The organism is Chryseobacterium sp. GM_Chr_2, assembly GCF_026540445.1.
GTDB lineage: Bacteria > Bacteroidota > Bacteroidia > Flavobacteriales > Weeksellaceae > Chryseobacterium.
On sequence record NZ_JALNUD010000001.1, the window covers coordinates 411,410 to 425,400 of the forward strand.

The 13,991-nt window shown below is 34.5% G+C and carries 13 protein-coding genes; 8 read left to right on the forward strand and 5 right to left on the reverse strand.

The genetic code is table 11. The features are described 5' to 3' along the window. Position 1 precedes the first annotated feature (1 nt). Positions 2-1,315 carry an HlyD family efflux transporter periplasmic adaptor subunit gene (locus tag OXQ85_RS01970; protein ID WP_267402016.1) on the forward strand — a complete coding sequence of 438 codons (1,314 nt, stop codon included), beginning with the start codon at positions 2-4 and terminating at the stop codon, positions 1,313-1,315. Further along, positions 1,281-2,702: a TolC family protein gene (locus OXQ85_RS01975; protein ID WP_267402018.1), complete on the forward strand. Its 1,422-nt coding sequence runs from the start codon at positions 1,281-1,283 to the stop codon at positions 2,700-2,702. Before OXQ85_RS01970 ends, OXQ85_RS01975 begins: the two co-directional genes overlap by 35 nt. 272 nt (positions 2,703-2,974) lie before the next feature. On the opposite strand, the gene OXQ85_RS01980 is transcribed toward OXQ85_RS01975, so the two are convergent. The 4 genes from OXQ85_RS01980 to OXQ85_RS01995 all read right to left on the reverse strand — a co-directional run bounded on the left by OXQ85_RS01980 (position 2,975) and on the right by OXQ85_RS01995 (position 7,409). Beyond that, positions 2,975-4,255, reverse strand: coding sequence for a chloride channel protein (locus OXQ85_RS01980; protein ID WP_267402019.1), 1,281 nt, complete (start codon positions 4,253-4,255; stop codon positions 2,975-2,977). Between the two features lie 200 nt (positions 4,256-4,455). Further along, complete coding sequence (locus OXQ85_RS01985; RefSeq protein ID WP_267402020.1) at positions 4,456-4,842, reverse strand: DUF423 domain-containing protein; 387 nt, start codon at positions 4,840-4,842, stop codon at positions 4,456-4,458. Between the two features lies 1 nt (position 4,843). Further along, the gene (locus OXQ85_RS01990; protein ID WP_267402021.1) at positions 4,844-5,914 is read right to left on the reverse strand and encodes a hypothetical protein; all 1,071 of its coding nucleotides are present in this window, start codon (positions 5,912-5,914) and stop codon (positions 4,844-4,846) included. Positions 5,915-6,080: 166 nt separating this feature from the next. Then, the gene (locus OXQ85_RS01995; RefSeq protein WP_267402022.1) at positions 6,081-7,409 is read right to left on the reverse strand and encodes a hydroxymethylglutaryl-CoA reductase, degradative; all 1,329 of its coding nucleotides are present in this window, start codon (positions 7,407-7,409) and stop codon (positions 6,081-6,083) included. A 192-nt stretch (positions 7,410-7,601) separates the two neighbouring features. On the opposite strand from OXQ85_RS01995, the gene OXQ85_RS02000 reads away from it, so the two are divergent. The 3 genes from OXQ85_RS02000 to OXQ85_RS02010 all read left to right on the forward strand — a co-directional run bounded on the left by OXQ85_RS02000 (position 7,602) and on the right by OXQ85_RS02010 (position 10,323). Continuing rightward, entirely contained in the window at positions 7,602-8,861 is a 1,260-nt protein-coding gene (locus tag OXQ85_RS02000) for a putative DNA modification/repair radical SAM protein (RefSeq protein ID WP_267402024.1), read from the forward strand. A 125-nt stretch (positions 8,862-8,986) separates the two neighbouring features. Next, complete coding sequence (locus tag OXQ85_RS02005; protein WP_267402026.1) at positions 8,987-9,415, forward strand: hypothetical protein; 429 nt, start codon at positions 8,987-8,989, stop codon at positions 9,413-9,415. A gap of 149 nt (positions 9,416-9,564) precedes the next feature. Further along, a complete protein-coding gene (locus OXQ85_RS02010; RefSeq protein WP_267402027.1) occupies positions 9,565-10,323 on the forward strand; it encodes a TIGR03915 family putative DNA repair protein in 759 nt (252 codons plus the stop codon). A gap of 10 nt (positions 10,324-10,333) precedes the next feature. Here the strand turns inward: OXQ85_RS02010 and OXQ85_RS02015 are convergent, their stop codons facing one another. Continuing rightward, on the reverse strand, positions 10,334-11,134 hold the full coding sequence (locus tag OXQ85_RS02015; protein ID WP_267402028.1) for a DNA alkylation repair protein: 801 nt from the start codon (positions 11,132-11,134) through the stop codon (positions 10,334-10,336). A 96-nt stretch (positions 11,135-11,230) separates the two neighbouring features. Between OXQ85_RS02015 and OXQ85_RS02020 the strand changes: the two genes are divergently transcribed. From OXQ85_RS02020 to gap, 3 genes are all read left to right on the forward strand, one after another. Next, the gene (locus OXQ85_RS02020) at positions 11,231-11,569 is read left to right on the forward strand and encodes a helix-turn-helix domain-containing protein (protein WP_267402030.1); all 339 of its coding nucleotides are present in this window, start codon (positions 11,231-11,233) and stop codon (positions 11,567-11,569) included. Positions 11,570-11,904: 335 nt separating this feature from the next. Further along, entirely contained in the window at positions 11,905-12,891 is a 987-nt protein-coding gene (gene pfkA, locus OXQ85_RS02025; protein WP_267402031.1) for a 6-phosphofructokinase, read from the forward strand. A 30-nt stretch (positions 12,892-12,921) separates the two neighbouring features. Continuing rightward, the gene (gene gap / locus OXQ85_RS02030) at positions 12,922-13,932 is read left to right on the forward strand and encodes a type I glyceraldehyde-3-phosphate dehydrogenase (RefSeq protein WP_267402032.1); all 1,011 of its coding nucleotides are present in this window, start codon (positions 12,922-12,924) and stop codon (positions 13,930-13,932) included. Positions 13,933-13,991 lie beyond the last annotated feature (59 nt).

The following is a 13,991-nucleotide window of genomic DNA, read 5'->3' on the forward strand; positions in this document are numbered from 1 at the left end:
AATGAAACTACAGTCATTCGACAAAATATATCAAATTCATAAAAAATCGAGGGTAAAAAGATGGTTTTTATTCATTTTTATCGGTGGAATTATCACTTTATTTCTTCCCTGGACCCAAAATATAAAAGTAAAAGGCAATGTAAGTTCGCTTTATCAGGAACAGAGACCTCAACAACTTAACTCCCCGATTCCTGGAAGAATTACCAAATGGAACGTGAAAAACGGAGATTATGTAAAAAAAGGAGATACTTTGCTTCAGCTTTCAGAAATAAAGGATGATTATTTAGATCCGCTTTTGGTGCAAAGAACCCAGGAGCAGGTAAATGCAAAAAAGGGCGTTCGGGATTATTATGAAGCCAAAGTGGGAACTGCGAAAAGTCAGCTTGAGGCTTTAAATTCTTCGAGAGATTTAAAATTAAATCAGTTAAAAATAAAGATCAGTCAGCTGAACAATAAACTTACGGGTGAAGAAGCAGAATTAGAAGCTATTAAAAACGAATTGAAACTTTCCGAAGACCAGTTTGCCCGACAGAAAAAAATGTATGATGAAGGGTTGGCTTCTCTTACGCAGTTTCAGCAAAGAAGTATTTCTTATCAAAATGCGGTGGCTAAAAAAACATCTTCGGAAAATAAAGTGGCTCAAACACGACAGGAAATTGTAAATGTGGGCATCGAGCAAAACTCCGTTATTCAGGATTACACGGAAAAACTAAGTAAAATTGAAGGTGAACGATTTCAAAGTATGGGCCAAATTGAAGGCAGCGACGGCGATATTGCTAAGCTTGAAAATCAGGTTGCCAATTATAAAGCGCGACAAGGTTTATATTTCATTATTGCTTCTCAGGACGGACAAATTGTTCAGCTGAACAAAGCCGGAATTGGGGAAATTCTGAAAGACGGTGAAAATATCGGAACTATTGTTCCGACCGTTGTAGATCATGCGGTAGAAATTTATATCAAACCTGTTGATCTTCCGTTGGTAAAAGAAGGTCAGCGTGTGATGTGTACTTTTGACGGTTTTCCGGCGATCGTATTTTCAGGATGGCCTAATTCAAGCTACGGAACATTTGCCGGAAAAGTAATTGCCGTGGAAAGCAATATCAGTGTGAATGGTCTTTTCAAAGCTTTAGTGATTGAAGATAAAAATGAAAAACAATGGCCGCCCAAAATTAAAATGGGGACCGGAGTGCAAGGAATTGCCATTCTGAATGATGTACCGATCTGGTACGAATTATGGAGAAACATCAACGGTTTTCCACCAGATTATTATGAAGTAAAAAATGAAAAAGCAGGTAAAGATGAAAAGGCAAAATAAAATTATTTTCACCCTTCTTTTATTATTTTTTCAATGCAGTTTTGCGCAGGATTCCCTGAAAATTTCTGCTCAGGAATTTATTTCTGTGGTTAAAAATTATCATCCGTTGGCTTTAAAATATCAGCTTCAAAATAAAATGGCAGAAGCTGAAATCACGAAAGCAAGAGGAAGTTTTGATCCTGTTTTAGGAGCTAAGCTGGGCGAAAAAAATATTGACGGAACAAGATATTACGAACAGAAAAATATTGAATTGGGTATTCCAACTTGGTATGGGATTGAAGTGACAGGAAGTTACAATTATTTAGATGGTGAAAAACTGAATTCCAGCGATACCAAAGGCGGATTGTATCAGATGGGAATTACGGTTCCTTTAGCAAAAAATCTATTGTATGACAAACGAAGAGCAGTTTTGGATCAGGCAAAATTTGCACAAAAGATGACGGAAGCCGAACAGGCTGTTTTGACCAATGATCTCCTTCTGGAAGCTGAAAATATGTATTGGGAATGGGTACAACATTATGAAGTATATAAACTTAAATCTAAAATTGTCGACATTAATAAAGATCGGTTAAAACTAACAAGAAAGACTTTTGAGTTTGGAGAAAGACCCGCCATAGACACCGTTGAGGCCGTTTCTCAATTGCAGAGTTTTGAACTTCAGGAGAGAGAGGCTTATCTTAATTTTGTGAAAAGCACGCAGCAGCTTCAGGTATTTTTGTGGAAAGACGGACAGGAATTGTATGAAATCTCACAACCTATTTTTCCGTCAAATCATCTTGCAGATCACGTTGCCTATTCTGATTTTGAATTTCTTTTGCAGGAATTTAAAAATTTGGAAACGAACGATCATTTATCCATCTCATATTACAACCAGAAAAATAATATCTTGGAAAGTGAACGAAAACTGAAATGGCAAAGTTTTCTTCCCAAACTGGATTTTACCTATAATTTTTTCAATAAAGAAAATTACCGTGCAGACTATCTTCCTCTTTTTGATAATAATTTTCAATATGGTTTAAAGCTTGAAATACCTATATTCCAGAGAGAAGCAAGAGCGAATTATCAGATTGCCAAGATTAAAATCAATCAGAACCAATTGGATACTCAGCTAAAAATAAGAGAACTGGATACCAAAATTGAAACGTATAAAAATGAGCTGATGAATTATCATCTGCAAATTAATCTTTCGGAAAGTAATCTCGTCAATTATCAAAGGCTTTTGTATGCAGAAGAAACAAAATACAGCAATGGAGAAAGCTCTCTTTTCCTGATCAATTCAAGAGAAAATAAAGTGATTGATGCGCAGGAAAAATTTATTTCCATTAAAACTAAATTTCTGAAAAGCTTTAATAAACTGAAATGGATGAAAGAAAATTTTTCGCTTTAAAATTTAATTTTAAAACCATTAAGAACATTTAAGGAGTTAAGATGAGTTAAGTTTAAATTAAACCGATTTTAATGAATTTTTACTTAAAGTGAAGCTCTTCTTAATTACCCTTAACTTCTTAATACAACTTAATGATGAAAAAATCTCGCAGATTTAGCAAATTTCGCAGATAAAAAAAATCTGCATAATCTCCTAAATCTGCGAAAGATTTTAAAAACAAAAAGTTCAGGCAAAACCTGAACTTTTTTATATCTAACAATTGAACTTACTATTTACTCTTCTTCAGATAATTTCTCCGATTGTGAACCGATGAAAGGAATTTTCGGAGCTAAGAAATATCCTGTTAAGCTCGCAAAAAGTATTGGAACAAAATAAGTGAAGCCCGTTAAAGTTCCTAAGATAATCGTGGTACTCATCGGCGTTCTGGTGACACACGCATTGATTGCTGCCATGCAGCTTACAATCGCCAAGGTAGTATCAACACTTGGAAATAAATTATGAATAATTAAACCTAATGTCGTTCCCACAAAAAACAACGGAATGATGAAACCACCTCTCCATCCTGAAGTTACCGTGATCGCAATGGCTAAAATTTTAAAAATCAAAATGATAATTAAAAAGTTCAATGCATAATTTCCGTTGATTAACTGGTTAACTTCGTTATGACCAAAATATCTGGTCAATGGAAAATAGAAAGCGATAATTCCCAAAACAATTCCGCCTACGAAAGTTTTAATATAAATTGGAAATTTTCTGTATTCAAAAACTTTCTTGAAAAATTTTACCACAAAAATAAAAATCCAGCCAAATAAAGTTCCCACAATTCCGAATAGTGAAGCATAAAGGAAATCGTAAACTCCTGTGTAATGATAAGCCTTCAAATCCCAAGTCGCCCCGATTCCCAAATGGATGATCAAAGCAAACATAAGATAACTGAAACAGCTCGCCACCAAGGCAGGAATGATCGCTTTATAATATTCTACCGCGTGTTTGTGGTGCAGAATTTCAAGAGAAAATAAACTTCCTCCAAGCGGAGCCCCGAAAAGGGCCGTAAACCCGGACGCCATTCCGGCAATACTTAAAGATCGTAATTCCTCTCCTTTCAATCTGAATAATTTCCCCAGATACGTTCCTGTAGAACCCGTGACCTGAACCAAAGGTGCTTCCGGACCTAAGCTTCCTCCCGATGCCACACAAAAAAGCGATGATAAGATCATAGAAGGATTATTTTTAGGATCAAGTTTTCCTTTATTAAATCGGATATTGTTTACAATTAAGTGAATTTCTCCCGGATCGCCGATGAAATGAATCACCAATCCCGCCAGCAATCCTGAAATTGCCATCGTTGGAATTACCATCCAACCTTGAAATTCTGCTAAAAACTCAGTGAAATGCTCTAGGACGATCCAGTATAGCCCGGCGATAATTCCGCCAACGAGCCCTGTAATCGCCCACATAAAAAAAGTACGACTGAATACAAAAGGATTGAATCTTATAGGTTGATCCAACAAATTAAATGTTTTAATGAGTCGTCGTCTTCGATTGATTTTCATTTTAATTTAATTTAAAATTACGATCATCATTTGTTTGTAATATTTTTAGTGTACTATAATGCTTTTTAAGTAAAAAATTTAGTAGTAAAAAATTTTGAAATGCTTCGACTTCGCTCAGCATGACATCTCTAATACTAATCCATAAATTTTAGTGTTGTCATGCTGAGCAAAGTCGAAGCATCTATTTTTAATTATTTATTTTAAATTTTATTTTTAATAAAATAAAGAATCAACATTCCCCAGCTTACGATCATCAATAAACCACCAAGCGGCGTGATTGGACCTAAAAATTTCAGGTTTGTACCTAAATAATCCTGCATGCTTAAACCATAAATACTGAAAGAAAACAGCATGGTTCCGAGAATCATTAACCACGAAATCCAATTTTCGGTTTTGGTTTCAAACTTCAAAATATATCCTACGATCAATAAAAAGAAGGCTGCATACATTTGGTATCTTACTCCTGTTTCAAAGCTTTCCAGCCTTTCAACCGATAAAATTTTCTTTAAAGCGTGCGCGCCGAACGCCCCTAAAATCACGGATAACATTCCGTATACGGCTCCAAAAACTAAAGTAATTGTTTTCATTTTATAACTCTTCTAATTCTAGTTTTAAATATTTTTTGGTTTTATCATCCTGCCAGGTTCCGATAATTTTACTGCCTTTCACATCCGCTTCTATTAAAGCTCTGAAGATCCACATTCGCGTTTCTTCACTGTAATAATCACTTTCTATAAGCGAAAGATGATTATCTTTCAACTTTCCGTGCCATTCGATCAGTTTTTTATTTTTATTATACCAATACTTTACAGATAAAGAGCCGTCATCATAAATTTGATCGAACAGAATTGTAATTGGATATTTTCCATCAATGGTTCCTTTATACAGTTTATGATTCAAGCTTGTTTTATCTATTTTTTCTGAACCTGACAATAAATTTTTCGCGTATGGACTCCAATGCTTTTCCAATTCTTTATAAGAAATATCCACCACATGATCTCCCAATTCGTCCAGAGCTCTCATCGCGTGATTAGAACATCTTCCGGCAACAAACCTGATTTTATCTTTTCCAAAATAATATCTTATGCTTTCCAGTTTATAATCGGTATAGCATTCTTCATAAATCGAAATCTGATCCTTTGTTTCTTCTGAAGGATTTTTATCAGATTTCAGCTGAACAAGAAAATCATTGATTTCTTTTTTGACATTTCTTTGAATTAAATTTTCAACCGTTTTTATTGAATTAGATTGAAAAAGATCTTTTGCATTGATTAAATTTCCCGTTCTCAAATCAAAATTCTTCCAAATTGAAAAGCCTTCAGGATATGCGCCAGAGGCTTCTCCATCAATCGCAATACTCAAAATATTTTGTGGGGTATCCATTTTTTCCCAACTGTAAAAATAAACATAGTTGGAATAGGAAGTTTTTCCTGTAGAAACAAGTTTGAAAGGATTCCCTTCTGATCCCGGAATGTATTCCAGCTGATCTACCTGCAAAAAAGTATTAATTTTATTTTCTACTTTTGGATTTACAGCATAAGAAACCACCGGAAAAACAGAGTCTTCAGATTTTGGCGGCAGATTTTTTATAGTTACATTTTTCTGTTGAGATAAACTTAAACCCGAAATCAATAAAAAGAATAAAATTTTACTTTTCATTATTTTGATGCTAAATACATTAAAATAAATTTCGCCACTAACGTTGAAATCCCCAGAATAATAAACATCGTAGCAAATTTTTTAGAACTCCTGAATCCCGAATTATTGGTTTTCTTTAAAAATAATCCGAAGATCAAAAATATAATCGGCAGGATAATTTGTAACATTATTGTCCTCTTAAACGGTTAAACTCATTAATAACTTCATGATGCGTTACCGTTTTATCTTTAAAATAGGTTACAAAATGTTGTTTTTCTTCTTCCGTAGCTCCCATTTGGTTTAAAATATTCAGCAAATGCATTTTCATGTGACCTTTCTGAATTCCTGTGGTAATTAAAGAACGTAAAGCTCCAAAATTCTGAGCTAATCCTGAAACCGCCAAAATACTCATTAATTCCTGAGCAGAAGGCGTTCCAAGAAGCGCCAAAGAGAATTTTACTAACGGGTGAAGATTCGTTAAACCACCCACAACTCCTACAGAAATCGGAAGATCGATCCAAAATCTGAAAATTCCGTTATCAATGGTACAATGTGTTAATGAAGAATATTTTCCGTCTTTCGCAGCATACGCGTGCGCACAAGCTTCCGTTGCTCTGAAGTCGTTTCCGGTTGCAATTACTACTGCATCCACCCCATTCATAATTCCTTTATTGTGCGTCGTAGCACGAAAAGGTTCAATCTCGGCAATGGTTACGGCTTGCTTAAATTTTCTCGCAAATTCTTCATTGGAGATTCCGCTGTCATCTTTTAAATCTTCAATTTTACAAGAAACCTCAGCTCTTACGATACAATCCGGTGTAAAGTTGGAAAGAATATTCATCACAATCTGCAAAGAATTCTTTTCTTCTTGTGAAAAATTTTCATCAACTGCAATTTCTTGCATTAAAGTTTTTCCAAACTGCTCCAGACAAGAATTAATAAAATTCGCTCCCATGGAATCTACCGTATCAAAACTTGCCTTCAATTGGTAATAATTCGGCATTTCGGAAGTTTTATCAATCAGTTTGATATCTAAAATTCCACCGCCACGATTTCTCATGTTTGATGTGATGTCATTCGTAGCTTCAATTAATTTCTTCTTTAAATTGAAATTAAAAAAATGAAGTAGTTTATGAGATTCAACGTTAAAAATAAAGTGTGTATGTCCTAATTTTTCATTGTTGATAATTGTTGTTTTGAAACCTCCTTTATCAATCCAGAATTTTGCCGCTTTAGAAGCCGCTGCCACAACAGAACTTTCTTCAACAGCCATCGGCAGAGCGAATAATTTTCCGTCAATTAAGAAATTTGGTGCAATTCCGTAAGGCATATAAAAATTGGAAATCGTATTTTCAGAAAACTCATCATGAAGCTTCTGCAAATCAGCATTTTCGTTCCAGTATTGGTTTAATATATTTTGATATTCGTTGTTTCCTTCAAGGTATTCGTTTACAAGCCAATCGATTTTCCCCTGTTTTGTTAATTTGGAAAAACCTTCAACGGGTTTATGATTCATAGGATTTATTATTTCTATTGCGTCAATTGCATTTTTTTAAGACTTAACGCATAAATTAATGACCGTAAATATACTAATTTTGTCTCTGTATTTTGTGGATAACTTCAATGAAAAGAGGTTGATTTTTATCAATTTTGGAATTATTTTTGAACAAAAATTGATACTTAATATTAAAATTTTCAATTCAAAAATATGAATTTTGACCGCCTGAAAGAAAAACTCGAAATCCTTGCCGATGCAGCGAAATATGATGTTTCCTGCTCATCCAGCGGAGGTTCGAGAAAGAATAAAAAAGGCGCTTTGGGAGACAGTTCCGCAAGCGGGATTTGTCATACCTATACCGAAGACGGGCGCTGTGTTTCGCTTCTCAAAATTCTCTTGACCAACCATTGCATTTACGATTGTGCCTATTGTGTTTCGCGAAGTTCGAACGACATCAAGAGAGCCGCATTTACAGTGGAAGAAGTGGTAGATGTCACCATCAATTTTTACAGGAGAAATTATATTGAAGGCTTATTTTTAAGTTCTGGAATTTTTAAAAATGCAGATACCACAATGGAACGCTTGGTTCGTGTGGCGAAAAAATTACGTTTAGAAGAGAATTTTAACGGATATATTCATTTAAAATCGATTCCGGGAGCAAGTGATGAACTGATGCAGGAAGCCGCTTTATATGCTGATCGATTATCCATCAACCTTGAAATTCCGACTGAAAGTGGTTTAAAATTATTAGCCCCTGAAAAAAATCGACAGGATATGCTGAATCCGATGAAATATATTCAAAACGGAATTGCGCAATATAAAGACGAAAAGAAGATTTTCAGAAAAACGCCAAAGTTTGCTCCGGCTGGTCAATCCACACAGATGATTGTAGGCGCAACCAATGAAAATGATTTACAGATCATTAAAGTTGCCGATCATTTTTATAAAAATTTCAATCTTAAAAGAGTATATTATTCCGGTTATGTTCCGGTGTTGGAAGATAAAAGATTACCATCTTTAACCACGGAAGTTCCGATGCTTAGGGAAAACCGTTTGTATCAGTCGGATTGGCTGATGCGTTTTTATGGTTTTAAAGCAGAGGAAATTTTAGATCCGACGATGCCTTTTTTAGATTTGGAAGTGGATCCGAAATTGAGTTGGGCTTTACGACATTTGGATCAATTTCCAGTGAATTTGCAGACCGCCGATTACCAGATGATTTTGAGAATTCCGGGAATTGGTGTGAAAACTGCTCAAAAAATTGTGAGTACAAGACGTTTTCAGGTGTTGAATATGGATCATTTAAAAAAATTAGGAGCCGCGGTGAATCGTGCGAAATATTTTATTGATTTCAATGCTGGAAATGCTTATCTAAAATTTTTAACAGATCAAAACCTCAAAAAATTATTGATTGGCGGAAGTTCTTCTAAATTTCATAATCAGTTTTCGCAGCAGTTGACGTTGTTTTAATATAAATACGAATTTTTCTTTACAATGTCATTCAAAACAGAGTGAAGAATCTAAAATTTAGAATTATAGATTTCTCCTTCGTCGAACTGACAAAACAACACATTCTTAAATTGTTAGATTAAAATATGAGAACAAACAAAGCCTTACGATATGACAATCAAAAAATAAGGGATGTTGAAAAAGCTATTTCAACGTTTTCTCAACAATTTATGTCTAATTCTAAATGGATTAGGTTAATTGAATCAATTGTTGACAATGCTCATGAGTTTAAGATGATTCAATTTAAAAAAATTCAAGGTGATAAAATCGGTGAAATATATTTAAATGAAGACAGTATTTTTGAATTTGATTATTGGCAGACGGGATTTGAAGGAAATAATTCTTTCGGAGGTTGTCTGGATTATAAAGAAATTGAATATTTGATTTTTCCTAAATTCATTGATTCTAATAACATCCAAAATTTAGAAAAGATTAAATTAATTATAGAAAAAATCGGTCAGTTTTACTTTGAAAGTGATGAAAATGAATTAAAACTAATTTGTTATAAAATTTAATTTTAAACACAAATCGCATTTGTCATCTTGAAAGGATCTAAGTACAATTTCAAAGTCAATCTCAATACTTTGTCTAGATGCTTACAGCATGACAAACTAAACGTAAAAAAAATAACTCACTCTAAAACTCTCAAACCCTCCTACTCAAAATGACCACCCTACTCTACGACGGCAGTTTCGACGGACTTTTCACTGCGATATTTGAAGTTTTTGAATATCGATATAAAGATGTGGAAATTGCGAGCCGGGAAAAGTTTTTTCAGGAAAATATTTTCGCTGAAATTCATGAGGTGATTACTCAGAATGATAAGTCTGAAAGGGTTTTAAATAAACTGGAAAAAAACATCGGAAAATCCGGAATTCATGAGCTGTTAAAAGTTTATTTATCGGAAGATCCGGAGTTGGAACAACTAATTTTATCTGCTGTAAAACAATCTATAAAACATCCGGATGAAAATATTTTACAAAATTATGCAGATAACGATATTTTGAAAATCTCAAAAATCTGCAAATCTGTAAGCCGAGAAAGACATCGAATGACTGCCTTCGTCCGTTTTGAAAAAATGCAGGATGAAGTTTTCTTTGCGAAAATAGACCCAGACTTCAATGTACTTCCTTTGATTCGAAAGCATTTTAAAGACCGTTATCAGGATCAAAAATGGATGATTTATGATCTTCGAAGAAATTATGGAATTCTGTATGATCTTGAAACCTGCGATTTTTTTTATCCCGATGAAAAAATTGATTTAAATAGGTATTATGAAAAGTTTCATGATGAAGAAAAAAGTTACCAAACCCTTTGGCAACGGTATTTTACAAAGACCAATATTGTCGAAAGAAAAAATATAAAATTACATATTCAGCATGTTCCGAAAAGATATTGGAAATATTTAACCGAAAAATGGTAATCCTTCAAATTTATTTTTGAATGGTTCGCAAAGCTTTTTTAACGATATATTTTGTCTCTTTTGTCGGACTCTCTTCCAGCCACTTTTCACATACATTCTTCACAAAATCAGGTTTTGATTTGCTTGCATCATTTAGCCAGTTTCCAACACTATCCTGAACATATTTTGCTTTGTCAGACTTCATTGGGTTTAAAATTTGTAAACCTAATTCAGGATTTTGTTTTAATTCTTCAATATTAGCACACCAAACCCCTCGTGGCCGCGTAGATTCGCTGGCAAAACGACGTATATTTTCATCATCATTATTTGTCCAAGTAGATAAAATCGACAAGGCTTCCTTCAGATGAATTGAAATATCACTTCTCACCGCCATCCAGCAAATTTCACGAACTCCAAAATGATGATCGGCTGCGAAAATTTTAATCCTTTCTAATTTTTCCGCTATGCATAAATTTTGATTTTTTCCAATCGTATAAGTTGCCCAACAGCGAACCAAATCGGATGAATGCTTTGCAACAGTATCTAAGAAATTTTTATCATTATTTTTTACAGTTAAATTAAAAATTTCCGTTCCAATAGCTTCGTTAATCGTATTTACCGTTTGCTTTTTCAACGTATTTATGTTTTCTAAAATAGGTTGAAGATAGTCTAACCGATCATTTTGTTTTAGTAAGTTTTCAAGCAATATTTTTTGATCCACAGCAAGCCATTCTGTAAGATTTACGGTCTCCATTTTACCTTGATTGAGTTGTTCTAAAATTTCCTGTGGAATATCTTTTACAGAACGTGCTCCTTTTCGTTTTTCAGTCATAATGCTTTTAATTATTAACTTTACAAAGATCTAAAAGCTTTACAAAAGAAGCAATACCGCATATTTTTCGCCCATAGGGATAAAAAAGTTAATTTTATGAATACAAAGAAACGCGCTGAAGAAAATAAAATTTGTCCGTTGGAAGTTGCCGTGAATACCATTAGTGGAAAATGGAAAATTCCTATCGTATGGCAGATTAATGAAGGTAAGAAACGACCGAGTGAATTTCTGCGCGGCATTGCCAAAGTAGACCGAAGAGTGCTTAATCAGCAGCTTAAAGAAATGGTTGCCGACCGAATTTTAATGAAAGAATCTTTCAACGAACTTCCCCCGAGAGTTGAATATCGTTTGACAGAACTTGGAGAAAAACTGGTAGAAATTCTTTGGCAGTTGAATGATTGGGGCAAATTGTTGATTCCTGAAGAGGTTGTTTAATTTCTTTTGTCTTGAGATAAGAGTATTACAAAAAATTCATATCAGAAATAATAGCAATTCATATCATTTAGTATACTGTTTTCAATTGCCGAAAATATCAAATTAAAAAAACTTGAAGAGATTCATTTAATAAGATCATATTCAGACTTATATTTTGACTGAGCATTTTAAATTAATAATTTTAGAAGGATGTATTTTATGATTTATAGTGTAAGATCTATTTGCAATTCTTCAAATTTTAGAAGTTTTTAATCATTTATATTCAAATCTCCTATAAAGTTAATGCTATTATCTGAACTTGTTTTTGTAGATTTGTGTTCGTAATTTTTTACTAGATGAAAGAGAGTGCTGTAAAAAAAATTGCAGTTCTTACTTCCGGAGGAGATTCTCCGGGTATGAATGCTGCATTGAGAGCGGTAGTAAGAACCGCCAATTATTATAACATAGAATGCTACGGAGTAAGAGAAGGCTACAATGGCTTAATCAATAACGATTTCCTGAAAATGGGACCTCGTTCCGTAAAAAATATAATCAACCAGGGGGGAACTATTCTGAAATCTGCCCGTTCCATGGAATTTAGAACCAAAGAAGGTCGCCAGAAGGCTTACGACAACTGCGTAAAGCTTGGAATTGACGGTTTGGTGTGTATCGGAGGAGATGGAACTTTTACCGGAGCTAAGATTTTCAATGAAGAGTTCGGAATCCGTGTAATTGGTATTCCGGGAACTATCGACAACGATATTTTCGGAACAGATAACACGATTGGTTATGACACTGCATTGAATACCGCAATGGATGCGATTGATAAAATTCGTGACACGGCAACTTCGCACAACAGAGTGTTCTTTGTGGAAGTAATGGGGCGTGATGCTGGATTTATCGCTTTAAACAGCGGATTGGCAACCGGAGCTTTGGATATTTTAATTCCTGAGAAAAAAGATAGTATTGATGAACTTTTCGCGAACTTCAGAAACGCTGAAAAGACAGGAAAAGCATCAAGTATTGTAGTAGTGGCAGAAGGTGAAAAACTAGCCAACGTTTATGAATTAGCCGAAAAAACAAAACATGCTTTCCCAGATTATGACATTCGTGTTGCAATCTTAGGACATATGCAGAGAGGAGGTTCTCCAAGCTGTGCCGACAGAGTATTGGCAAGCCGATTGGGCTATGGTGCCGTAACAGGATTAATGGACGGACAAAGTAATGTAATGGCAGGAATGCGTTCTAACGACGTGGTTTATACGCCGATTGAGGAAGCCATTAAAAAACACAACGAAATCAATCAGGATCTTTTATTGATTTCAGAAATTTTAGCAATCTAATATTTTTAATATAAATTAAAACAAACTATTATGTCAACAATTAAAGTAGGTATCAACGGGTTTGGTAGAATTGGACGTCTTGTTTTCAGAGCAATGACTGAAAGAGATAACATCGAAGTAGTAGGAATCAATGACCTTATCGATGCTACATACATGGCTTATATGCTTAAATATGATTCAGTTCACGGGATTTTTCCAGGTGAAGTTTCTGTAGAAGGTAATGACCTTGTAGTAAACGGAAAAAGAATCAGAGTAACAGCTGAAAGAGACCCTAGCAACTTAAAGTGGAACGAAATCGGTGCAGATTACGTTGTAGAATCTACAGGTTTATTCCTAGATAAAGACAGTGCTGCAAAACATATTACAGCTGGTGCTAAGAAAGTAATTCTTTCTGCTCCTTCTAAAGATGATACGCCAATGTTTGTAATGGGTGTAAACCACACAGAACTTACTGACGATGTAAAAATCTTGTCAAACGCATCTTGTACTACAAACTGTTTAGCTCCTTTGGCTAAAGTTATCCACGATAACTTCGGAATCGTAGAAGGTTTGATGACAACTGTACACGCTACAACAGCAACTCAGAAAACTGTAGACGGTCCTTCAATGAAAGACTGGAGAGGTGGTAGAGCTGCTCTAAACAACATTATCCCTTCTTCTACAGGTGCTGCTAAAGCGGTAGGAAAAGTAATCCCTTCATTGAACGGAAAATTAACAGGTATGTCTTTCAGAGTACCCACGGTTGACGTTTCTGTAGTAGATTTAACTGTGAGAATTGAAAAAGCTGCTTCTTATGAAGAAATCTGTTCAGTAATCAAAGCTGCTTCTGAAGGTGAATTGAAAGGTATCCTAGGATACACTGAAGATGCTGTAGTTTCTCAAGACTTCATCGGAGACAAGAGAACTTCAATCTTTGATAAAGATGCTGGTATCATGCTTTCTCCTAACTTCGTAAAACTTGTTTCTTGGTATGACAACGAAATGGGTTATTCTAACAAGTTAGTTGATATGCTAATCCACGCTGCTTCTTTATCTAACTAATAAAGTTTTTAGCTTGAAATAAAAAACAACCTTCCGATTGGGAGGTTGTTTTTTTGGTT

What these genes read in the sequence shown, in the direction of transcription:
- OXQ85_RS01970 (WP_267402016.1), top strand. Translation starts at nt 2, where the DNA reads ATGAAACTACAGTCATTCGACAAAATATATCAAATTCATAAAAAATCG.
- OXQ85_RS01975 (WP_267402018.1), top strand. Translation starts at nt 1,281, where the DNA reads ATGAAAAAGCAGGTAAAGATGAAAAGGCAAAATAAAATTATTTTCACC.
- OXQ85_RS01980 (WP_267402019.1), bottom strand. Translation starts at nt 4,255, where the DNA reads ATGAAAATCAATCGAAGACGACGACTCATTAAAACATTTAATTTGTTG.
- OXQ85_RS01985 (WP_267402020.1), bottom strand. Translation starts at nt 4,842, where the DNA reads ATGAAAACAATTACTTTAGTTTTTGGAGCCGTATACGGAATGTTATCC.
- OXQ85_RS01990 (WP_267402021.1), bottom strand. Translation starts at nt 5,914, where the DNA reads ATGAAAAGTAAAATTTTATTCTTTTTATTGATTTCGGGTTTAAGTTTA.
- OXQ85_RS01995 (WP_267402022.1), bottom strand. Translation starts at nt 7,409, where the DNA reads ATGAATCATAAACCCGTTGAAGGTTTTTCCAAATTAACAAAACAGGGG.
- OXQ85_RS02000 (WP_267402024.1), top strand. Translation starts at nt 7,602, where the DNA reads ATGAATTTTGACCGCCTGAAAGAAAAACTCGAAATCCTTGCCGATGCA.
- OXQ85_RS02005 (WP_267402026.1), top strand. Translation starts at nt 8,987, where the DNA reads ATGAGAACAAACAAAGCCTTACGATATGACAATCAAAAAATAAGGGAT.
- OXQ85_RS02010 (WP_267402027.1), top strand. Translation starts at nt 9,565, where the DNA reads ATGACCACCCTACTCTACGACGGCAGTTTCGACGGACTTTTCACTGCG.
- OXQ85_RS02015 (WP_267402028.1), bottom strand. Translation starts at nt 11,134, where the DNA reads ATGACTGAAAAACGAAAAGGAGCACGTTCTGTAAAAGATATTCCACAG.
- OXQ85_RS02020 (WP_267402030.1), top strand. Translation starts at nt 11,231, where the DNA reads ATGAATACAAAGAAACGCGCTGAAGAAAATAAAATTTGTCCGTTGGAA.
- pfkA (WP_267402031.1), top strand. Translation starts at nt 11,905, where the DNA reads ATGAAAGAGAGTGCTGTAAAAAAAATTGCAGTTCTTACTTCCGGAGGA.
- gap (WP_267402032.1), top strand. Translation starts at nt 12,922, where the DNA reads ATGTCAACAATTAAAGTAGGTATCAACGGGTTTGGTAGAATTGGACGT.